The 20,513-nt window shown below is 56.6% G+C and carries 18 protein-coding genes, 1 tRNA gene and 1 other RNA gene; 9 read left to right on the forward strand and 11 right to left on the reverse strand.

What is annotated here, in order from left to right; translation table 11 throughout:
• Positions 1–15: 15 nt before the first annotated feature.
• Positions 16–1,563, forward strand: coding sequence for a carbohydrate porin (locus JN414_RS06650; RefSeq protein ID WP_202207197.1), 1,548 nt, complete (start codon positions 16–18; stop codon positions 1,561–1,563).
• Between the two features lie 80 nt (positions 1,564–1,643).
• Here the strand turns inward: JN414_RS06650 and JN414_RS06655 are convergent, their stop codons facing one another.
• Together JN414_RS06655 and JN414_RS06660 are read right to left on the reverse strand one after the other, a co-directional pair.
• Complete coding sequence (locus JN414_RS06655) at positions 1,644–3,893, reverse strand: TonB-dependent siderophore receptor (protein ID WP_202207198.1); 2,250 nt, start codon at positions 3,891–3,893, stop codon at positions 1,644–1,646.
• A 170-nt stretch (positions 3,894–4,063) separates the two neighbouring features.
• Entirely contained in the window at positions 4,064–5,632 is a 1,569-nt protein-coding gene (locus JN414_RS06660) for a carbohydrate porin (RefSeq protein ID WP_202207199.1), read from the reverse strand.
• A 299-nt stretch (positions 5,633–5,931) separates the two neighbouring features.
• Between JN414_RS06660 and JN414_RS06665 the strand changes: the two genes are divergently transcribed.
• Entirely contained in the window at positions 5,932–6,588 is a 657-nt protein-coding gene (locus JN414_RS06665) for a POTRA domain-containing protein (RefSeq protein ID WP_202207200.1), read from the forward strand.
• 13 nt (positions 6,589–6,601) lie between these two features.
• On the opposite strand, the gene JN414_RS06670 is transcribed toward JN414_RS06665, so the two are convergent.
• Genes JN414_RS06670 through JN414_RS06680 form a run of 3 tightly spaced genes read right to left on the reverse strand, consistent with a single transcriptional unit; the run spans position 6,602 to position 9,202 of the window.
• A complete protein-coding gene (locus JN414_RS06670) occupies positions 6,602–7,210 on the reverse strand; it encodes a DUF1643 domain-containing protein (RefSeq protein ID WP_202207201.1) in 609 nt (202 codons plus the stop codon).
• A gap of 26 nt (positions 7,211–7,236) precedes the next feature.
• On the reverse strand, positions 7,237–7,782 hold the full coding sequence (locus JN414_RS06675) for a peroxiredoxin (RefSeq protein ID WP_202207202.1): 546 nt from the start codon (positions 7,780–7,782) through the stop codon (positions 7,237–7,239).
• Positions 7,783–7,813: 31 nt separating this feature from the next.
• Positions 7,814–9,202, reverse strand: a complete 1,389-nt coding sequence (locus tag JN414_RS06680) for a lytic transglycosylase domain-containing protein (protein ID WP_202207203.1) — start codon at positions 9,200–9,202, stop codon at positions 7,814–7,816.
• A 210-nt stretch (positions 9,203–9,412) separates the two neighbouring features.
• Here JN414_RS06680 and JN414_RS06685 point away from each other — a divergent pair, with 210 nt between their 5' ends.
• From JN414_RS06685 to JN414_RS06695, 3 genes are all read left to right on the forward strand, one after another.
• The gene (locus JN414_RS06685; RefSeq protein ID WP_202207204.1) at positions 9,413–10,294 is read left to right on the forward strand and encodes an ABC transporter permease; all 882 of its coding nucleotides are present in this window, start codon (positions 9,413–9,415) and stop codon (positions 10,292–10,294) included.
• A 1-nt stretch (position 10,295) separates the two neighbouring features.
• Complete coding sequence (locus JN414_RS06690; RefSeq protein ID WP_202207205.1) at positions 10,296–11,078, forward strand: ABC transporter ATP-binding protein; 783 nt, start codon at positions 10,296–10,298, stop codon at positions 11,076–11,078.
• A gap of 80 nt (positions 11,079–11,158) precedes the next feature.
• The gene (locus tag JN414_RS06695; RefSeq protein WP_202207206.1) at positions 11,159–11,377 is read left to right on the forward strand and encodes a hypothetical protein; all 219 of its coding nucleotides are present in this window, start codon (positions 11,159–11,161) and stop codon (positions 11,375–11,377) included.
• A gap of 35 nt (positions 11,378–11,412) precedes the next feature.
• On the opposite strand, the gene JN414_RS06700 is transcribed toward JN414_RS06695, so the two are convergent.
• The 3 genes from JN414_RS06700 to ssrA form a co-directional block, all read right to left on the reverse strand.
• Entirely contained in the window at positions 11,413–11,805 is a 393-nt protein-coding gene (locus tag JN414_RS06700; RefSeq protein ID WP_202207207.1) for a VOC family protein, read from the reverse strand.
• A gap of 100 nt (positions 11,806–11,905) precedes the next feature.
• Positions 11,906–12,478, reverse strand: a complete 573-nt coding sequence (locus JN414_RS06705; protein WP_202207208.1) for an SspB family protein — start codon at positions 12,476–12,478, stop codon at positions 11,906–11,908.
• 89 nt (positions 12,479–12,567) lie between these two features.
• Positions 12,568–12,894: a transfer-messenger RNA gene (gene ssrA / locus JN414_RS06710) on the reverse strand.
• A gap of 54 nt (positions 12,895–12,948) precedes the next feature.
• On the opposite strand from ssrA, the gene thyX reads away from it, so the two are divergent.
• Positions 12,949–13,860, forward strand: a complete 912-nt coding sequence (thyX, locus tag JN414_RS06715; protein ID WP_064274753.1) for an FAD-dependent thymidylate synthase — start codon at positions 12,949–12,951, stop codon at positions 13,858–13,860.
• A gap of 478 nt (positions 13,861–14,338) precedes the next feature.
• Here thyX and JN414_RS06720 read toward each other — a convergent pair.
• From JN414_RS06720 to JN414_RS06730, 3 genes are all read right to left on the reverse strand, one after another.
• Positions 14,339–14,413 (reverse strand) — tRNA-Thr (locus JN414_RS06720).
• Between the two features lie 68 nt (positions 14,414–14,481).
• The gene (locus JN414_RS06725; protein WP_202207209.1) at positions 14,482–14,640 is read right to left on the reverse strand and encodes a hypothetical protein; all 159 of its coding nucleotides are present in this window, start codon (positions 14,638–14,640) and stop codon (positions 14,482–14,484) included.
• Positions 14,637–15,827 carry an Mrp/NBP35 family ATP-binding protein gene (locus tag JN414_RS06730; protein ID WP_202207210.1) on the reverse strand — a complete coding sequence of 397 codons (1,191 nt, stop codon included), beginning with the start codon at positions 15,825–15,827 and terminating at the stop codon, positions 14,637–14,639. The genes JN414_RS06725 and JN414_RS06730 overlap by 4 nt, the downstream gene beginning before the upstream one ends.
• 117 nt (positions 15,828–15,944) lie before the next feature.
• Here JN414_RS06730 and JN414_RS06735 point away from each other — a divergent pair, with 117 nt between their 5' ends.
• The 3 genes from JN414_RS06735 to JN414_RS06745 all read left to right on the forward strand — a co-directional run bounded on the left by JN414_RS06735 (position 15,945) and on the right by JN414_RS06745 (position 20,421).
• Positions 15,945–17,480, forward strand: a complete 1,536-nt coding sequence (locus JN414_RS06735) for a Do family serine endopeptidase (protein ID WP_202207211.1) — start codon at positions 15,945–15,947, stop codon at positions 17,478–17,480.
• Positions 17,481–17,769: 289 nt separating this feature from the next.
• Positions 17,770–18,840, forward strand: coding sequence for an FUSC family protein (locus tag JN414_RS06740; RefSeq protein WP_237389920.1), 1,071 nt, complete (start codon positions 17,770–17,772; stop codon positions 18,838–18,840).
• 123 nt (positions 18,841–18,963) lie between these two features.
• Positions 18,964–20,421, forward strand: a complete 1,458-nt coding sequence (locus JN414_RS06745; RefSeq protein WP_202207212.1) for a mannitol dehydrogenase family protein — start codon at positions 18,964–18,966, stop codon at positions 20,419–20,421.
• The last annotated feature ends 92 nt before the right edge of the window (positions 20,422–20,513 follow it).

Below are 20,513 nucleotides of genomic sequence, written 5' to 3' on the forward strand. Positions count from 1 at the left end.
GAGACGCGGGAAAAGATGCAGAGGTTTAAAAGCAGTTTGACGAAGGCTCTGGGGGCGGCCTGTCTTTTGAGCACGACACTGTCCACCGTCCAGATTGCATACGCCGAGACGGCTTCTGCCTCCGATCAGGCGAAACCGGGTCAGCCACGCGCGCACAACAGTGCTGGTCATCCTGTCCTTCGGACCAGATCCATCCAGCCGACCCCTCTGCTGGTCAAACCTGCCCCGACCCCATCGCATCTGGCTGATGTGCAGCCTTCAGATACAACGGAAAACCGTTTTTTCCCTGCCAGTTTTCATGACTGGCTGACGCAGAGCACCATGACTGGTGACTGGGGCGGCTATCGCACCTGGCTCACCGAGAAGGGCATTAATATCGGTGGGCACTTCCTGCAGGACAGTGCGGGAAATCCGATGGGCGGCAAGGCCAAGACTGTTCGATATGCGGATGAATTCGGCCTCAATATCGACTTTGATCTGAAGAAACTGACCGGTTGGAACCTTGGCCTGTTTCACTTCCTAAGCACAGCCCGGCAGGGTCTGGGTATTGGTGCCAAACTTCCGGCACTCGATAGCCCACAGCAGATCTTCGGGTCTGGTGAAACTGTCCGTTTGACGCGTCTGTCATGGGAAATGCCCTGGAACCGCTACGTCTCCACGGAAGTCGGTGAAATCAACACCGAGAATGATTTCGAGCAGTCCTCCATGTATTGGGGCATGAGCCAGTACTGCCAGTTCGAGTCCAACGCTATCTGCGGTATGCCGCAGTCCATTGCGATGAACTCAGGCTATGGTTGGTATCCTACGGCTCATCCGGGAGCATGGGTGAAGTTCTATCCGGCCGGAAACAACCATTACCTGATCCAGTTTGGTGCCTATTCCGTCGATCCGGTTATTTCCAATACGCACAATGGCTGGAAGATGAACCTCCATGGTGCCACGGGAACGTATCTGCCGTTCCAGATTGGCTGGCATCAGGGTGGCCCGGACGATTACAGCGGTCCGCTCCAGACGAATGTGAAGATCGGCGGGTACTGGGATACGTCTGAAGTCAAAGATGTTTATTCTCAGCTTGGGACATTTGGTGTTCCGGCTGAGTATCTGATTTCTGCACCGTCCCAGAAGGTTCGCGGTCGTTTCGGTGGCTGGTTTCAGTTTGACCGTATGCTGGAACGCGATGAGGGGGATCCGAACCGTGGAACGTCTTTCTTCGGATCCTTCACATGGGGCGATCCTCGCACGGCAGTTGCGCCTTACTTCATCACCTGGGGCGTGACCAGAAAAGGGACGTTCCGGAACCGCCCGAACGATACCATCAGTCTTGGCATGAAAATGCTGTGGGTGAACCCGAAGCTGACCATCTGGGCCCGTCAGATGCAGGCTGCCGGTGCAGCGGGGATCAACAAGCCGTCCGGTGAGCATGCCATCGAATTGAACTACGGCTGGCGCCCAACACCCTGGCTCGTGATCCGGCCCGGTGCTCAGTATATCTGGAGTACGGGCGGCACAAATCGCTACAAGAACCCTCTGCTGCTCGATTTCGAGACAGGCATTACGTTCTGAGGGCTGCCAAAGGCCAGACATGACAAACGCGCCACCCGATCAAGGTGGCGCGTTTTTTGTATCTGCGGTCTGAAGTGAAATCAGAGATCGGTCGTGAAGGAGAACTTGAATGTCCTGGGCAGGCCCTCAAGCAGATAGCCATTGAAGGACGAAGACCAGTAGCGTGTGTTGGCGATGTTATCGACGCCAAAGCGCAGGGTGACAGGCTTGTGATACGTCGTGAACGTATAGCGTGCTGCCAGATCAAAGCGCGTCCAGACTGGCAGATGCAGGGTGTTGGCAGTGTTGACCCACTGCTTGCCTGTATTGACGACACGTCCGACAACGGTTGCTCCCTTCAGGAAAGGGAGGTCGTATTCCAGATTGCCATTGATCGTATAATTCGGAACGCCGATCGCTGTGTTGCCATTCTGCAGGCCTCCTGCCGTATGGCGCAGGTCCGCATCAATCAGCGTGCCGCCACCGTTGAATCTCAGTCCCGGCAGGATTTCTCCATTCACGGTGAGTTCGATGCCACGGTTCCGTTGGAGGCCGTCCTGTTTGTAAATGGAATAACCCGTGCCTTCGATGGGCACATTATAAGAGTTGGGGCGTGAAATCTGATAAAACGCCAGAGCAGCGCTGAAGCGACCAATGTCGTACTTGGCGCCGATTTCATATTGGGCAGACTTATAGGGTGGGAAAATCTGTCCGACATTCTGAGCGCTGGCGGGGGCGGTACCGCCCTGAGACATGCCTTCAATCCGGTTAAAGTAAATGGACGTCTGACGCGTCGGGTGAATGACAAGCCCGACAATAGGTGTAATGGCATCCTGATTATATGGAGTGCTCAGTGCACCGCGGCCCGTGCTGCTGTATTTATACCCGTTGATCATCATGTTCTGGTAACGGAAGCCCCCGGTGAGGGCGACGCGACCATTTAGGAAAGACATCGTGTCGGAGAAAAACAGGCTGTACAGGCGTGTCCAGTTTGTTGTCTGCGGGTCGTTTAAAACACCCCCAACGAAAGTCTGAGCCGGGGAGGCAAACTGCGGTGTCTTGTAAATGTTGGTGGTCGGAGAGGTCAGGGCCATGGCGTAGGCCGCAGCTGAATCTTCCCAGAGCGCGGAGCCACCGGCATTGACTTCGTGCTTGATAAAGCCCGTTCGGAAGTGTGCACGAACGCCGGCGCGGGTGCTCTCATTCGTCTGATTGTAAGGCACATACATGCTGCCCGCAGTTGCGGCGCCGGTGCCTGCATCCGTTAGGGTCGGACTGGAATAGTTGCCCTTCTCATTCGCGTTCAGGGCACCAAAGGCCCCATACAGGGTCACATTTTTGGAGAGATCATGCTCAATGTTCAGCATGCCAAAAATGTAGTTCAGGTCATTATACGCCCATTTCTGACCGAAATTGTGAGATGGGGCGACTGGGCGCGGAACGCTGGTGACAGATGAACTCAGCATCAGCCCAGGGCGGCCACCATCAACGCCCTGATTCTGATAGTTCATGTCCATCGAAATGCGTGTGCTGTTATCGCGGCTGTGCCAGTCAAAATCGGCTCCCAGCGCGGTGGAGTGCCGGTATTCATTATTGATGGAGTCTTCGCCGGACTGACCGGCCACGTTCAGGCGAACACCAAACTGCTTCTCCGTTCCAAAACGACGGCCAACGTCAATGTTGCCGCCCCCCATGGCGCTGCTCGTGTAGTCTCCCGTCAGGCGCGTGATGGGGGCATCCGTCGCATGTTTGAACATCAGATTGATGTTGCCGCCAATGGCGGATCCGCTCGGTGCCGCGCCGTTCAGAAACGCGCTGGCACCGTTGAGAACCTGAACACTGTCGTAGAGCTGGGGTGAAACAAGCTGCCGGGGCGTGATGCCGTAAAGACCATTGATGGCCACGTCATCACCATTGACGGCAAAACCGCGGATGACAAACATTTCCGAGAAGTTGCCGTATCCATACGTCGTGCGAACGGACGGATCATTTTCCAGAACCTGCCCCAGCGTCTGGGACTGCTGGTTCAGGATCATGCTGGAAGAATAACTGCGAATGTTGAAGGGCACATCCAGGCCCTTCTTGTTTCCCAGTGCACCAAGCTGTCCGCCACTCGTGACTTCCATCTGGTTCCGGCGCTTGGCCTTTACGATGATTTCTTCATCGCTGGGTGCGGACGATTTGGCTACGCTGGGAGCTGCCGCAGCCTTGTCGGAAGCGACCTGGGTCTGGTTCGGGAAGGGACTTGCTGCATAGGCGAAAGCAGGAAAGGTTGTTCCGGCCAGCAGCAGGCAGGCCAGGTGCCTGCGATGGCGAGCAGGTCTGGGGCGGGAAAGCAGATGTGCGCGCACGGGAAGAAGCCTCGATTGGAGGAAAAGATGTGCGCTACATACGGTAATGAGAATTAATCTCAAATAAATCAATGTAACCTAATATGACTGCGTCTGCGTGCGGGATGCGGGCATAAAAAAAGCGAAGCCCTTTTCAGGCTTCGCTTTGTCGTGGTTGGTTCGTCGCTAATTCAGAGCACGACGGTGAACTGAACCCCCAGCACAGCGGCATCACGAAATGTCGTCGTCGCGCTGGGGCGTTGGATGTACTGGAAGTCGGGCTGGATCGCCATCGCACGGGCCACATGCGCGCTATAAAACAGTTCGTACACGTTCTCATGGCTCTGCGGGCCATAGACTGTGCCCCACTGGTTATCCTGATACGGCAGGTTGAGCTGCTTGGAGGATTCCTGCTGCAAGGCTGCCGTGGTGCTCATGTCGAAGTGCTGCCACATGGCGCCGACAGTATCGAGCGGACGGCCCCACGCTTTGCCCGTATCAATCATGCCGACCCATGTATGGTCTCGCATGGCGACGGTCTTGCCGTCACTGTACATGGCGCCCGCCATGAGGATCAGACCGTTGGTATCACCGGGCCCGTTGCGCATCAGCATCTGATCCATGATCAGCCACGCACTGTTTCGCCCGGCTTCATAGCGGCGAGGCAGGCCAGTCTGCTGCCACGAGTTCCCGTGAATGTCTTCGTACAGGTTCAGATAGCGTGAATTGTCGTAGGAATATCCAAGCTCGTAATGACCAACGAGATGGTTTTTCCCAAAACGGGGAAGCCAGCCGATTTCAACAGGCGTTGAGAACTTCCCCAATCCGGACTGTGCCCAGGACCAGCCGGAAATGCCGCCGTTGTAGGCGTGCGGGCTTACGGCGAAGAGGCCACCCATGATGTATGTGTTGACCGTCGGCATGACACGAGCAATCGCCGCGAGGTTTCCGGACGGCCAGTCGCGGTTGCCTTCCGTATATTTGTTAGGTGCTGGATTTCCGCAGACGGCAACGTTCATGAAGTCGCAGAAAAGTGGCGAGGCAGCAAAGAAAGAACCGACCGGAATCCAGCCAGCGCTGATGTCGATACGGTTATGGTAGAAGGATGCCTCTCCATACATCGACACGAGATGCGCTACGACGTTGCCGCGTGCACCATAGATTTCCTGCACGGGTGCGATGGAATCACCAAACATCCGGGATACGTTCTGGCCATGTCCGTTGACGATCAGGGTGTGCGTCCAGAAGTTCTTGATACCGGCCATCTTGTCCCAGTCGATATCCACTTCAACGCCGACTTGGCCCGTGTCCGAATAGGCGCGATCCTTACCGCCTGTCACGTTTCCGGCGAATTCCTCGTTGACTGCGGCGAGGAGGTGAATGCCGTGATTGACAAGCCATGGCTGGATGCCGCCCCAGTCTCCGAAAAAATGCTGCGATCCCATGGGGGCTGCGAAAAACGCGCCCGGATCTTCAACTTCGTCAGGAGTGCCAGCGCTGCGTACGCCGCGCATGTTGTTTTGCAGGATGGGAACACGTCGCCCTGTATCCATGGGGTGCGATGTCAGTTCGGATTTGCTGTTGCCTGCCGAGGGTTCAGCCGACGGGCCTGCTGTTGGAGTGGAACCTGAAGGAGAGGCCGACTGACCCCAGGCTTGGCCTGGCGCAAATGCCAGTGTCGTGGCGGACAGGAGTCCCAGAAAAACGGTCCGCAGATGTCCGGAACGAAAAAGGCGAGCGTGATCAGTCAGCACGACCATAAGGCAGCGAATCTCTCTTCTGTCTGATGATGGCGAACAGGAAGACGGTCTTCTTCGAAGACTTTCCCACAGGGTGGGACGAAGAAAATGAATTCCAATTTATGGAGTGAGAGGTGGTGTGTCGCAGACCGTCCGACCCGCTGTCAATGCGTACGGGGGAACTAAAATGGTTTGGGCTCTGGTGATGCGAAGTGTGACATTGTGTGGATGAAGACCATCACAGTCCAGATAAGGGGCAACTCCTGAGGCATTATGGCGTAAGACAATCGCTTGATTTTTAGTTTTTTACAGGAGGCAGCATGAGGTTCTCTCGTTCCATGCTGACACGTGCAGGAGTGGGTCTTGCCGTGGGAGCGATTTTAACGACCGGTTCGGTTCTGGCCGAGCCCGCCGCAGGCCCGGTCGCTCCCCCACCTGTTCCCGCTCTCGATTCCCCTCTTCAACTGGGCTCGGTGTCTGTGGAGGGAAACAAGCGTGTTCCATCTGCGGATATTCTCGCAGCATTCGGTTATCACGACGGCCAAAACGTCACACGCGCGAAGCTGGCAGACGCACAGAAACAGGTCGCGACGCTGTATCAGTCACGTGGCGTTGGGGCGGACCTTGGTGAGCAGTTGCATATCTCCGCCAACAAGGTGGATGTGAAGCTGCTGATGCGGGAGCACGATCAAAGGACTGCCGAGGCTGGCACTGCTGGACTGATTGTGGACAAGGTTGCTTTCGAGGGTAACCGAAAAGTACCAACGCCTGCTCTGGCAGCGGCAACTACCCTTCAGGATGGCGCAGCGATCTCGGATCAGGCTTTGGCTGCGGACGAAGTGGCGATCGAGAAAGTCTATCGGGAAAACAAGCTCGGCGCTCAGATCCAGCCACAGGTGGTTTATCCGAACCATGACAATCATCTGGTTCTGGTCTGGCAGATCCGTGAGCAGAGCCCGCGCTCAGACGGGGAATAACCCGCCTGAAGAATTAGGTCAGGGTCTCCGGATCCAATGACTGGGGGGTCAGGACACCCGGAAGATAAAGCGGGTGTTCTGGCCGTCCTGTCTTGCTCAATCTCAATGCGGTCACCTTCACGCCATGGTGCGCCAGCATCCGGGCCACAGCAGTGCCCCGAGGCCGAAGTGCCTTTGCCTGTGGTGCACCGTAAGCCAGCACGACAAGATCAGCTGCCTTTGCCATTTCAAGAAGATGCCTGTCGTTGTCAGGCCCAATGGGATCATCGACTTCCAAAAGGCGTTTCTGATCCGTGCAGCGGTAGGCAAAACTGTTGCCGACGAAAATGCCCCCATAACCCCATGCACGGGCATAGCGCTGGCATTTGGCAACCGTTCGATCGTCCCCGAGTTCTGTGGCGACTGACGGGTTCATCATCAGCCACATGACCATGGGCTTCGTCTCGTCCCATACGCGCTTCAAGGTGTAACGGTAACAGTCGCCCGGGCCGTCGTAGAGGGCTGTACTGATGACGTCTTCCGAAAGACGAAGTGGCCGTGAATCACCAACATGATGCTGCCCAAAAAGGTCAGCAGGCTCCCCTCCGCTCTGGAACGGTGTGGAGCAGGAAGGGCGCGACATAGAAGATATTCCGGTGTGTGGTAAACTTAGTGGGCAGCCTGAAGCGCCTTGACGGCAGCCAGTGTGCGCTCGACATGGCCATCCGGGGACATGGATGCATAGGAGAGGGCAACATGCCCATCCGGCGCAATCACGTAAGAGGTGCGGCTGGCCATATGCAGAAGAGGCATCTTGGCCTTGTAGGAATTGGTGATGGTCCCGTCAGGATCTGCAGCAACAGGAAATGCGCTCCGGCATTCACTGACGGAGAAACGGGTCAACTTGTCGATCGGGTCCATGGAAATCCCGATAACCGTTGCACCCATCGCCTTGAATTCGGGAATTGCCTCAGCGAATTCGTGCGCTTCGATGGTGCAGCCTTTGGTAAAAGCGGCCGGGTAAAAATACAGGACGACCGGGCCTGTTTTTAAGGCTTCGGCCAGATGATAGCTGAACTCATGTCCGGCCATACTGGCCTTGGCAGTGAAATCCGGAGCATGCGCTCCTGTTTCCAGGGCAGCGTGAGCTGGATTAGGGAGGGTGCCAATCATGGCAAGAGCACAGAAAGCAGAAATTGGCAGAAAGCGACGCATAGGATGTGCTCTGTTCCCTGAAGGTAACGGTTTAGAAAGCGCCGGGCGGAACCACAACGCACGGTGAACCGTGCGACAGACGATGGCAGGCCGCAAGGGCATTTTCATGTGTCAGCCCGGTCAGGCGCGCACGATAGAGGTGGCCTTTGCCTGTTTTAACACTGGCAACCTGTGTCCTCGCAGACGCGACAACTGCTCCGCCCTGACTATGAGCCTGAGACGCGGCTGAAGTGGCCTGTCCCGAATTGGCAAACGCACCGACCTGAATGGCCCATGTTTTAGGACCGCTCGTTTCCTGCGGGGCGGCAATAGTTGCGTGATGCATCGTCGGTGCTGGCGAAGACAGTCGATACTGCTGCCGTGTTGCGGGCATGACGGCCATGATCGGCTGGGGTTGCAGGTGGTGCCCCATCGGAATTTCCTGCGCCGTGACCTGACTGTCCGCCAGTTCAGTATCCATGCTGTTTGCGACCGGCGGATGATAGGCCACTTTCTGCACAGTGGGGGCCGGGGAGGTGATGCCTCGCGCTGCCCATGCCGCACTGACGCTGCTCGGTTCCGTCGGCGCGGCAGAGGCTACGATAACAGGCGTTGCAGAAGAAGCGACGGGTGTCTCGGACACGGTCTCGTCTGAAGAGGAGTTATCATCAGATGAGCTGTCTGCTGATGCATCCTTGTGGGACCAGGCTGCCCGGATCGACTGACTTGCCGGCGTGGTAGGGACAGTATTTTCTGCGACCTGAATTTGGGCATTGGGATCGTGCTGCGAAACGAGAAGATCTGCGGCTGATCGGTTATGAGGCGTCACGCCCGCAATGCGCGGACCAATCGCTGCCACATATCGGCGTGTCTCGCGCGGAAGGGGGCGTCCGCGGCGCAGGTAGCTGTCGAGGCTGCCCGGACCATCGTTATAGGCGGCAAGAAATCCCGGGGAGCCGTAGATCTCGTACATCTGCCGAAGATATGCCGTGCCTGCGAGAATGTTATCGTGCGGATCAAACGGATCGTCGCCGAGGCCGTATTGCTGGCGCATGTCATCATAAGTTGGCGGCATAAGCTGCAACAGGCCCATGGCACCCGGCGTCGAGGTGATGAAATTGCCATTATGGTCGTAAAGGTGGCCGCCAGATTCCTGCTGCATGACCGCCCGGATCCACGCTTCTGGAATATCAAACCGAGCAGACGCTTCCTGAATGTATGGCCCCCATGGATCGCTGGGTGGCCCTGGCGGGGCGTAGTAGGATTTTGCGTGAGCGCGATACTTCGCGGCTTCCTGAGAGACCGGAACCTGTGAGGTGGAGCTCATGTCTGGTGTGCCGGCGCAGGCCGCGAGAAGGCCGATCAGACCAAGTGCCAGACCGGAACGGAGAGCGGTCAACGGGCGAAGAATGGTCTGGAACGGCACGGCGGGTCTGGGCATCGGGGCAGGGTACCTGACAAAGGAAGAACTGTCGCAACCCTCAAAGCATACACAGGGATTACGGCAAAACTAGGAAAAATGACGAAAGAGTTACGTTTGTCGCCTACTTTTTCACTGTGGAAGGTGTTCAGGGACAGATGGTGGAAGAGCACGCCATCATCAAGGGCAAGACTGCTTGCGGGAACACAGTCTATCGGCTAGGCGAACCAGATGAACTCATCTTCCCCGGCCACGAAAGAGCCAGAGGTGCAACGGTTGCCGACGCACGATCTGAGCGTGCTGAAGTTCGACCAACGTCGGGGGAGCCCCGCTGCCCGGGCCTGGGATGATTTCCGCGGAGCCTGCAAGCTCTGGCGTTTGGGCGTTATGCTCGGATGGCTGGACATTAAGCTGCGTTATCGCGGATCAGCCCTGGGGCCCTTCTGGCTGACCATTACATCGGCCCTTATGGTCGCATCCATGGGCGTTCTATACAGTCGGCTCTTTCATCAGGATATGAAGGTCTATCTGCCGTTTCTGGCGCTGTCCCTGACGCTCTGGCAAACGGGATTGTCCAGCCTTCTTCAGGAATCCTGCACCAGTTTTCTGGATGCCGAAAGCATTATACGCTCCAGTCGTCTTCCATTGCTGCTTCAGGCCATACGGGTTGTGGTCCGTAATGCGATTGTTTTCGCTCACAACATCATCGTGCCTGTTGGTGTTTTCGCGATCTATCATGTCTGGCCGGGGTTCACGGCGTTATTGGCGCTTCCGTCTCTTCTGCTGTGGGGGCTGGACGGATTTGCAGCCTGCATGCTGCTGGGGGCACTTTGCGCAAGGTTCCGGGATGTGCCGCCGATTATCGGGGCGCTCCTTCAGATCGTGTTCTACGTGACGCCTGTCATCTGGCAACCGCAGCAGTTGGCGGGGAAAGCGCGGTACCTGCTGTACAACCCGTTTTATGCTCTGCTGGAAGTCGTTCGCGCTCCATTGCTGGGGCATATTCCTTCGATCAGCGTCTGGCTCGTGGCCCTGCTGACGAGTGCTGTGTTCTGGGTTATCGCGATATGGGCTTTCGTCCGTGTGCGTTCACGGTTGGTGTTCTGGATCTGACATGACGCATATCCGCCTTGAGAACCTTTCTCTGTCGTTTCCGGTGCTGCACGGGGCTTCTCGCTCTTTGAAGAAAACACTGCTGGCTCGTGCCAAGGCTACCGTCACAAAGCCCTCGGCTGTAGGTGGACGAATGCGTCTCGGCGCAGTCGCTTCTGATGCTGTTCTGGTGCAGGCGTTGTCAGGCCTGACATTCCAGATCCATGGGGGTGAACGGGTTGGCCTGATTGGCCATAATGGTGCTGGAAAAACTACGCTTCTGCGTGTGTTGGCTGGCATCTATGAAACGACTGATGGTTTTCTTGATATCGAGGGTGACAGTCATGCGCTCATTGATCCGCAGTCAGGCATGAATCTAGAGTTGAGCGGGCGTGAAAACCTCAATCTCTTTGCGTGTCGGATCGGGTTACCAAAGAGCCAGATTCCTGCGCTGGAGGCTGATGTCGAAGCCTTTGCGGAACTGGGACCGTTCTTTGATCTGCCAGTCCGCCTCTACTCGTCCGGGATGAGCATTCGGCTTGGATTTGCTTTGGCTACGGTTCCACGTCCGCGTATTCTGCTGATGGATGAATGGTTCATGGCAGGAGACCAGCGCTTTCAGGAAAAAGCCAGAGAGCGGATGGCAGGCATGGTTGATGCCGCAGAAATTCTGGTCGTGACATCGCATTCCCTGCCTGTGCTCAAGCAATGGTGTACGCGTATCCTCTGGATGGAAGAGGGGCAAATCCGCATGGATGGTCCAACGGATGCCGTGCTTGAGGCATACGAGGCCTCTCTGGCCTGAGTGCGAGCTGTTTATTTGGTCTGGTCTCAAGGGTGCGGTAGGATCAACTTCGAGTTTGACCATCACCATGGAGACTAATCATGTCTTATGCCGCTATTGACGCAGCCCGCGTTGCCAAAGCTGCAAAGTCTGCCCTTCAGACACTTGCCACCGTCAAGGAGCAGTCAGAGGCTCATCAGCGCAAGACGCTCATGATCGAGCGTATCGAAGCCCTCGCAACGGCTGCGGCTGAAACGAAGGGCTCCAACGCCATTACCCTGACATCCGAAGAATTCTGGATGATTTCCAAGAACTGGTAAAAACCAGGAGTTCAGGCGGGGGCCTACCCCGCCTGTTAGCCTTGGTAAGAGGCAATTTCCACAAGATTGCCATCCGGATCCCGGCAATAAACCGAAGTGATCGGTCCCAGAGCGCCCAAGCGCGAAACTGGCCCTTCCACAACGACAACACCGCATTTTTCGAGATGCCGCACAATATCGTCACTCGAAATGGCTGTTGTGAAGCAGAGGTCGGATGTGCCGGGCTGCGCGCCCTCGGCCGTTTCCCAACCCTCTGATCCTTCAGGGCGAAGATTGATCTTCTGGCCGCCGAAGCAGAGAGCAACACGGTTATTCCGGCCGTATTCCTCAATATCCATGCCCAGAACCCGCTGGTACCAGGATGCCGAAACAGTTCTGTCCCGTACGGTCAGAACGATGTGGTCAAGGCGATCAACGGTAAAGCGCATGATGGTCCCTCAAGAAAACGGCGCCCGATGGTCCTGATATTATCATCAGGACGCAGAAACCGTCAGGCCTCGGTGCCCTGTTCGGGCGGGAAGGAATAAATCAGGTTGGTGGGCGCTTGCGGAATGCTGCCAGGCTTACGACCTCGGCATCTTTCTTCTCTTCCTGAGGAGGCTCTTCGATTGTCACCTCGGGGTGATGCGCCGGATCGATATCATCTGGCTCTACCGCACCTTCAGGGATCTCGATGTCTTCGTCGTCATCGACCATGCTGCTGACGAAGCGCAGCGCCATCCGGATATGTGGATCTGCAAAAGCCGTAATAGCGGCGACCGGGATGACGAGGATGCTGCCAACGCCCCCGAATGACAGACCAACAGAAATGACATTCTTTTCGCGATCCAGCGCCAGATCCCAGAACTGGTGCTGAAGAACGATCGTCATCTCTTCCGGATACTGGGCCCGGAGACGGGACGGAATGATGACGTCCGAACGATTGGTGCGGAAGGTCAGGTAGAAATGGTGAGCACCGGGAAGTCCCTCAGCCGCAACGTGCTCAATGGCGCGCAGCATGACTTCACGATAGGCGTCTTCCACCCAGTCGTCATAGGGAAGAAGGCTTTCGGGCAGGTCGTGCTCAAGGCCGTCCTGGCCGGTGTGATCGTCGTCGCTCATGGTCGCAGGCCTGATGTTTCAGTCAATCAGGTCAGGGATGCGACAGACCAGCCAGAATGGCAAGACGTTTTGCACAAAAGGAAAAATGAGGTGGGAGGGCTTCTGTTGCCCGGTGCCCTCCCGAACCGCGCTTATCGCTTATGCAGCGACAGCGAGCACCTCAGAGTTATCATTGGCACTTGTAAGTTTAGCCCGATGACGGTGGTACAATACCGGGCAAAAGATAAGTCTTTACCATGCGCGTCGAGCCTGTTTCGTCCCCACAGATCCCTCTTGCGAGAGATTTTTCCTGGTGGAGACGCCGGGCACTGCCCCCGGGTCCACAACACTTATTTCACTTACCGTTTATCGCCATAGCCGGGGACGAACCCCTTGCACTACTGAACATAGGAGTGCTGTTGCCGTCCTGCAAGGGGAAAAGAATTATCGTACGTGACCTGTCGCGATTCCTCATGCTAGAGCCGCGGCCTATGGCACTGACATCCGAACAGCGCGCTGAAATTGAAGCGCAACGCAATGAGCCCCAGCTGACCTCCCGCCCGACCGTTCCGGCGATGGAGAAACTTCTTTTCACGCCCATCGAGGTGCTGGATCACGGTTTCCTGCGCGTCGTCGATTATATGGGCGATGATGGAGCCGTCGTTCAGGCTGCGCGGGTGTCTTATGGGCGTGGCACCAAGAAGGTGTCTGAAGATGCCGGACTGATCCGTTATCTGATGCGTCATCGCCACTCGACGCCGTTCGAGATGTGCGAGATCAAGTTCCACGTGAAGCTTCCGGTTTTCGTGGCACGGCAGTGGATTCGTCATCGCATGGCGAGCGTGAATGAATATTCCGCGCGCTATTCGATTCTCGACCGTGAGTTCTATCTGCCAGCTCTGGATCAGGTTGCATCGCAGAGCGCCTCGAACCGTCAGGGACGTAGCGAAGCTCTTGATCCGGAAACAGCAGAGCGCGTGCTTGAGATTCTGCGTCGTGATGCCAGCCAGTGCTACGACGATTATGAATCAATGCTGGACCCGGAGGGCACTGGCCTGGCCCGTGAACTGGCGCGCATGAATCTGACGCTGAACACCTATACCCAGTGGTACTGGAAGATCGATCTGCACAATCTGATGCACTTCCTCGCCCTGCGCGCAGATCCGCATGCGCAGTACGAGATTCGTGTTTACGCAGAAAAGATGATCGAGCTGCTGCACGCCTGGGTGCCGGCAACGGCTGCCGCATTCGAAGAATATCGTCGCGGAGCCTTCACGTTCTCAGCGGGGATGCTGAACGTGGTGCGCCGCCGTCTGGCGGGAGAGGCCGTGACGCAGGAAACGTCCGGGCTTTCCAAGCGCGAATGGATCGAGATGAACGCCATCCTCGAACCAGAAGCCTGAGACAGGCGAAATCGTGAACGATTTTGATAAGCTCCTGCAAGATGCCCCTTCCGTGCAAAGTGAGACCGCGGCTGAGATAGAGCCGCGGTTACCACGGATCTGGCCCTGGGCGATTCTGGCAGGACTGCTTATTCTTGCGTCCGTGTGCATCCACATTTTCTGGCCTGCACCGGCACACAAGCATATGGCCCTTTGTAAAAAGGGCCTGACTGAACACTGCTATAAAATTGACCCCACCGCCGAAAATTGAGTTCGTATTTCGGTGAGTAAAATGGTCGGTGGATTTCCTGTTTTCCGGAATCGCTGTTTCTGAACGGATTCTACGGAGAACGAATGTGGAATCACGTCGGACTCACATTTCGTAGATCTTAATCAACAAACTTATCCACAGGGTTCGGTCCCATAAAACTGGGTTCGAAGGCGTGGACGATTCTTTTTGGGGAATCGTTCAGAAAGCTTGATTTTCTGGGAAAAATCGTGGTGCCGGGTGAGGGATTTGAACCCCCGACCTTCGGTTTACAAAACCGCTGCACTACCACTGTGCTAACCCGGCATCCACAGCCCGGCTTTTTCCACGCCGAGACCCCTTTGGTCAAGCTCCTGAGTGTCGATTCTGTAATTTTATCGTGTCGCAGGGGTCATGAGGCTCGGTGGTGGCGGAAGATGGGAGGAGTTATTCGTGAAGCCGTAGCCGTCTGAAGAAAGCCCATGATGGACGACAGGCGGTCGAGCACAAGCCGACAGAAGTAATGCTGTTCCCAGCAGGAGAAGACGGGTCATGAGGAAGCCTTTTCATCAGAGTGGCTGAGGGCCTCGGCAATAGTCGTGGCGAGGGCCGTGTAGGCACGGGCGGCTTCGCTGTCAGGTGCCGAGAGGATAATGGGCGTCCCCTGATCGCCGCTGGCCCGGATGTCAGCCAGCAGGGGAATTTCGCCGAGGAAAGGCACGCCAAGGCGCTCTGCCTCTTCTCTGGCACCCCCGTGGCCAAAGAGCTCGGTGCGATGATTGCAGTTTGGGCAGCAGAAATAGGACATGTTTTCCACAACGCCGAGGATGGGGGTTTCCATCCGTTCGAACATGGAGACGCCACGTCGTGCATCCAGCAGCGCAATGTCCTGAGGCGTGGAGACAATAACAGCCCCACCTTTGGCCATCTTGGCTCCAAGCTTCTGGGCCAGTGTCAGTTGGGCATCACCGGTTCCGGGTGGCATGTCTATGACAAGGACGTCCAGATCTCCCCAGTCCACTTCTCCAAGGAACTGGGTGAGGGCACCCATGACCATGGGGCCACGCCAGATCATGGCCTGATGCTCGTCCACCAGATAGCCGATAGACATGCTTTTTAGCCCCCAGGCTTCGATGGGGATGATCCGGCCTTCAACGACTTCGGGGCGTGTGTTGCGGCCGAGCATGCGTGGAAGGGATGGGCCGTAGATGTCTGCATCCAGGAGGCCCGTCCGAACACCGAGTTTGGCGAGGCCAGCTGCAAGGTTCACAGCGGTTGTGGATTTGCCAACGCCTCCCTTGCCGGACGCAACAGCAACGACAGCCTTCACGCCCGGCAGAAGCGTCTCTGGAGCATGACGGCTGGACGCATTCTGCCGTTTGCCGCCCAGATTGAACGGCCGATGACCGCCCCCGCCTGCTGGAGCTGGTGCGTTGGCCGGTGGTGGCGTGGTAGCACGATGAGCTGTCAGGGAAATTGTTGCTCCCGTCAGGCCTGGAATGCGCGCGATCTCTGCTTCAACCTGAGGTCTGATCGGCTCCATGCGCGACACATTGTCTCGCGAGGTGGCAAGGGTCACGTGCGCATGTCCGTCGCGGACTGAGACACCTTCCAGCGACGCAAAGGACAATACATTCGATCCAAGGCCAGTTTGTTCGTTGTTCAGAATCTCGGAAATGCGTTTCTCGGCATTGGCATGGGATTCGTCAGAAGAACTGGTCGGGGGGAGATGATCGGTCATGCCAAGACTCTTTTTTCTGGAGGAACGGCCTGTCAGGAAGAGGAAACAGCGTAGCATACGCCCCTCCTGAACTACAGGATGGTGACGAAGGACAGTCTTCTGCGTTAGCGTGTCACCATGAGCAGATTGACCGCCAGCCTTGCCCTGTCCTGCGCCGTTTCCCTGGCGCTGTCCGTTACGACGGTACAGGCCCAGACCGCCCCGCAGCCCTCTCCGGCACCCGTACCAGCCCCGCGCTCCGTTCCGTCCAGCTTTGCGGATCTGGCAAATCGCCTTCTTCCGTCCGTGGTGAACGTTTCGACGTCTGCTGTGCTCAAGCCCGGTAAGGATGAAGACAAGGGGCCGGACTCCAGTGGTCCGGATGGCCCGCAGGTGCCGCAGTTCCCGCAGGGCTCACCGCTGGAAAAATTCTTCCACGACTACATGACGCACAAGCCGGCACCGAACCGCCCGCCGCGGCGGATGCAGGCTCTGGGATCAGGCTTTATTGTCGATCCGGCGGGCATCATAGTGACGAACAATCACGTCATTGAAGGCGCAGATCAGGTCTCCGTGACACTTCAGGACGGCACGGAACTGCCGGCAAAGATTGTCGGGCGCGACAGTCAGGTTGATCTGGCCGTTCTGGAAGTCAAACCGAAGCATTCGCTGCCAGCTGTTCCGTTAGGACACAGCGATGCCGCCAGGATCGGAGACTGGGTGGTGGCCATTGGCAATCCGTTCGGCCTGAACGGAACAGTCACGGCAGGTATCATCTCGTCCCGCGGACGGAATGTCGAACACGGCCTGTATGATGACTATATCCAGACGGATGCAGCCATTAACCGGGGAAATTCTGGCGGCCCGCTCTTTAATCTCTCGGGCGAAGTCATTGGCATCAACACCTTGATCTATGGTGGGGCCGGGGGTGATTCTATCGGGATCGGCTTTGCCATCCCGGCGGATGACGCGCGTGGCATCATCGATCAGCTTCGTAAGACAGGTCATGTGTCGCGCGGGTGGATGGGACTGAAGTTCCAGAATGTCTCCTACGACATTGCGGAGGATCTTGATTTCCACCAGGCTGATGGCACGGTCGGCAAGGGCGCGCTGGTGTCTGAAGTGGGGCCGAAAAGTCCGGCAGCTCAGGCTGGCCTGCAGGTTGGTGACATCATCACCCGTGTGGGCAGTCAGGATGTGACGGGGCAGACCATGCCGCGTATCATTGCGTCCATTCTTCCTGGAACGAAAACAGAGCTGACCGTCTGGCATAAGGGCAGCATCAAGACGCTTCCGATCACGCTGGCACAGTCGCCGAACGCGCCAGATATGCCACCGTCCGACACGCATCAGCCAACGCATACGAAAGCAGCTTTTGGCGAGCTGGGTCTGGCCGTGCGTTCCATCGATGCGGAAATGCGCACCCAATATGCTCTGACGGACGATCAGCGTGGCGTGCTGGTGGATCGGGTTGAACCCTCCAGCCCGGCCACATCTCGCGGGATTGCGGTTGGGAATGTGATTACGCAGGTTGGGCAGGATCAGATCGACACGCCGGATGCGTTTGCCAAAGCTGTGAGCCGCGCGCTGGAACAGAAAAAGAAAGAAGTTCTGCTTTTGGTGCAGGATGATGACGGACTACGCTGGGTGCCAGTCCCCTTTCTGGGAAACTGACTTAATTTGGATCAGTAAGATTGAGGGACGACGGAAAATTATGTCATCGGTTTTGCTTCAAAAGCGGACCGGTTTGCGCCGTTCCTCAATCTGAATGAGGCCGTTCTATTTGTCGCTACGGCGTTGCCTCTCAGGTTCTGAGCGCCAATCTCGACTGTGATGTTCTGTCGCTTGGGAGCGATACCGATCGTCATTCCAGAAAATGGCTGGTCCAACGCGTCGTTTGAATGAGCCCGGGCACTGAAACGAGTGGACTGAAGAACTCGGAAGCTCTTAAAGCGCTCATGAAATGATGAGTGCTCTGAAAAAAATCACACAGACCTGGCTGATGGTTCCGCCCAAGGGAAGCAACTGGCGGGAGGTCCTACGACCTGCCACACGCCAGACCATTCGCGTTCTGGTTTCGATTGTCACGGCCTGGGTTGTGGGCATGACGCTGCATCTTCAGGAAACAATCTGGGCGCTCGTGACCGCGCTGATTGTTACGCAGTCCAGCATAACGCAGACAATGGCAACAGCCCGCGATCAGATTACCGGGACTCTGCTGGGCGCTGTTGCAGGGATCGTAGCGGTCTTGCTGGAAATGTGGACGGGTCTGCGGTGGCTGCCTTTCTGGGTAGTTCTTGCGCCGTTGGCCTTCCTCGCAGCCGTTCAGACCAATCTGCGGTTTGCCTGTATTACCCTGATTATTGTGTATCTGTTTCCCAGTGAGGGCAGCCCGTTTCTGCCAATGGTAACGCGGCTGACGGCTATCATGATTGGTGTGGTCGTCTCTCTGGTGGTGTCTTTTGTGGTATTGCACAGCAGTGCCCGAAAGCAGGCTTTCCACACATCCAGCCGCATCCTGCGACGTCTGGATGGACTGCTGGAAGGCGCACTGGATCAGAAAACGGGCTGGCGGGAAATTGAAACCCGGAACGAAGCCTGCGTGGCCCTTCTGATCGAACTTGAAGGCGCAGTGGAAGAGGCCAGACGCGAGCGTTTCAGTGACCTGGAGAAGCGCGACCCTGTGCTCGCGGCACTTCCAAGGTTGATGCGGCGGCTCCTGAACGATACGATGCTGGTGGCTCGAGCAATCGCGACAGGCCGTGCAGCAGGGAATACAGGCCTTGTTCCACTCTACAAAAGCCTCAGCCACACGCTGAGAGCATTGGCTCATAGCTGTGAACAAAGATTTGTTCGCAAGCAGGACCGTCATCCGCATCAGCCGGAAGACAAAGACATTCTCGAACTTCTTCCTCGGCTGGAAGAACAGACACGGCCTGAAATGCGCTTCGTCATGTCTCTGTTCAAGGATGATCTGGAGCGCGCCGTAGGCGTTCTCATGCGGGACGATGCCAGTGCTGCCAAAGGGCTCTAGGCGCCAGTTGATGGCGTTTTTTCGAAACCCGGTCGTGATCTCCCGCGTTTTCTGGAGAGCTCGGTGCATCTGCCCGGAAAACCGGCCCCCGTCAGAGGCTGGTCATTAGGAACGGAGAAATCCATGATTACGCACGAAACCCTCAAGTCTCTTCCCGCCGGTGTGCAGGCTCCGCCCTACGACATCAACGGGATAAAGCCAGGGATCGTGCATTTTGGTGTGGGCAATTTCTTTCGTGCCCACGAGGCATTCTATGTTGAACAAATTCTTAAGGATGATCCCAACTGGGGCATCATTGGCGTTGGTCTAACGGGCGGTGACCGCTCAAAGAAAAAAGCTGAAGAATTCAAAAAGCAGGATTGCCTCTTCTCCCTGACGGAAACGGCACCGTCTGGCAAAAGCACTGTCCGCGTCATGGGCGCATTGCGGGACTATCTGCTGGCTCCGGCAGATCCTGAAGCCGTACTGAAGCACCTCTCAGACCCTGCCATCCGGATTGTTTCCATGACGATCACGGAAGGTGGATACAACATCAATGAATCGACGGGTGCGTTCGATCTTGAGAATGCGGCTGTTCAGCAGGATTTGAAGACGCCGGAAGCGCCGTCCACGATCTTCGGATATGTTGTAGAAGGGCTCCGTCGCCGCCGGGATACCGGGGGTAAGGCCTTTACGATCATGTCCTGCGATAATCTGCGGCACAACGGTAACGTCGCCCGCAAGGCGTTCCTGGGTTATGCAAAGGCGCGTGATCCGGAACTGGCCAAGTGGATTGAAGAAAACGCCACATTCCCCAACGGAATGGTGGATCGCATCACACCGACCGTGTCTTCAGCAATTGCCAAGCGCCTGAATGAGGCCAGTGGTCTGAGCGATGATCTTCCGCTCGTTGCTGAGGATTTTCATCAGTGGGTGCTGGAAGACAGCTTTGCTGACGGACGTCCGGCACTGGAGAAGGCCGGTGTCCAGTTCGTCGATGATGTGACGGACTACGAACATGTAAAGATCCGTATGCTGAATGCTGGCCACATCATGCTCTGCTTCCCTGCCGTTCTGGTCGGGTATGAGAATGTTGATGAAGCCGTTCGTGATGCGGATCTGCGCGGTAATCTGGAGAACTTCCTCAACAAGGATGTGATCCCGACCCTGGAAGCCCCGCCGGGCATGACGCTGGAAGGGTATCGTGACAGCGTGATCAGTCGCTTCTCCAACCCCGCGATGGCTGACCAGACCCTGCGAATTTCGGGGGATGGCTCTTCAAAAATTCAGGTCTTCTGGACGGAAACAGTGCGTCAGGCGCTTGAAGGCAAGCGGGATCTATCCCGAATTGCGTTTGGCATGGCAGCCTACCTTGAGATGCTGCGTGGGAAGAGCGAGAAGGGCGGAACGTACGAGCCGTTCGAGCCAACCTTCGGTGAGCAGCAAAAGACGCTTGCGAAGGCAGACGACTTTGAGAGCGCGCTGAAGCTTCCGGCTTTTGACGCCTGGCGTGACCTTGATAATGCGACACTGAATGAGAAGGTCATTGCGTTGCGTAAGATCATTCGCGAAAAGGGCGTGAAAGCTGCTCTGCCAGCCTAAAAATAATTGGCTGACAGGTTTTTGAACCGCTTCTCTTCATTGAGAGGCGGTTTTTTTCTTGATGGGCTATGCCTACTCTGTCCCGTACGGGT

The sequence above is a fragment of the Gluconobacter sp. Gdi genome (genome assembly GCF_014132155.1).
Lineage (GTDB): Bacteria > Pseudomonadota > Alphaproteobacteria > Acetobacterales > Acetobacteraceae > Gluconobacter.

What these genes read in the sequence shown, in the direction of transcription:
- JN414_RS06650 (WP_202207197.1), top strand. Translation starts at nt 16, where the DNA reads ATGCAGAGGTTTAAAAGCAGTTTGACGAAGGCTCTGGGGGCGGCCTGT.
- JN414_RS06660 (WP_202207199.1), bottom strand. Translation starts at nt 5,632, where the DNA reads ATGGTCGTGCTGACTGATCACGCTCGCCTTTTTCGTTCCGGACATCTG.
- JN414_RS06665 (WP_202207200.1), top strand. Translation starts at nt 5,932, where the DNA reads ATGAGGTTCTCTCGTTCCATGCTGACACGTGCAGGAGTGGGTCTTGCC.
- JN414_RS06670 (WP_202207201.1), bottom strand. Translation starts at nt 7,210, where the DNA reads ATGTCGCGCCCTTCCTGCTCCACACCGTTCCAGAGCGGAGGGGAGCCT.
- JN414_RS06675 (WP_202207202.1), bottom strand. Translation starts at nt 7,782, where the DNA reads ATGCGTCGCTTTCTGCCAATTTCTGCTTTCTGTGCTCTTGCCATGATT.
- JN414_RS06680 (WP_202207203.1), bottom strand. Translation starts at nt 9,202, where the DNA reads ATGCCCAGACCCGCCGTGCCGTTCCAGACCATTCTTCGCCCGTTGACC.
- JN414_RS06685 (WP_202207204.1), top strand. Translation starts at nt 9,413, where the DNA reads ATGAACTCATCTTCCCCGGCCACGAAAGAGCCAGAGGTGCAACGGTTG.
- JN414_RS06690 (WP_202207205.1), top strand. Translation starts at nt 10,296, where the DNA reads ATGACGCATATCCGCCTTGAGAACCTTTCTCTGTCGTTTCCGGTGCTG.
- JN414_RS06695 (WP_202207206.1), top strand. Translation starts at nt 11,159, where the DNA reads ATGTCTTATGCCGCTATTGACGCAGCCCGCGTTGCCAAAGCTGCAAAG.
- JN414_RS06700 (WP_202207207.1), bottom strand. Translation starts at nt 11,805, where the DNA reads ATGCGCTTTACCGTTGATCGCCTTGACCACATCGTTCTGACCGTACGG.
- JN414_RS06705 (WP_202207208.1), bottom strand. Translation starts at nt 12,478, where the DNA reads ATGAGCGACGACGATCACACCGGCCAGGACGGCCTTGAGCACGACCTG.
- thyX (WP_064274753.1), top strand. Translation starts at nt 12,949, where the DNA reads ATGGCACTGACATCCGAACAGCGCGCTGAAATTGAAGCGCAACGCAAT.
- JN414_RS06725 (WP_202207209.1), bottom strand. Translation starts at nt 14,640, where the DNA reads ATGACCCGTCTTCTCCTGCTGGGAACAGCATTACTTCTGTCGGCTTGT.
- JN414_RS06730 (WP_202207210.1), bottom strand. Translation starts at nt 15,827, where the DNA reads ATGACCGATCATCTCCCCCCGACCAGTTCTTCTGACGAATCCCATGCC.
- JN414_RS06735 (WP_202207211.1), top strand. Translation starts at nt 15,945, where the DNA reads ATGAGCAGATTGACCGCCAGCCTTGCCCTGTCCTGCGCCGTTTCCCTG.
- JN414_RS06740 (WP_237389920.1), top strand. Translation starts at nt 17,770, where the DNA reads ATGATGAGTGCTCTGAAAAAAATCACACAGACCTGGCTGATGGTTCCG.
- JN414_RS06745 (WP_202207212.1), top strand. Translation starts at nt 18,964, where the DNA reads ATGATTACGCACGAAACCCTCAAGTCTCTTCCCGCCGGTGTGCAGGCT.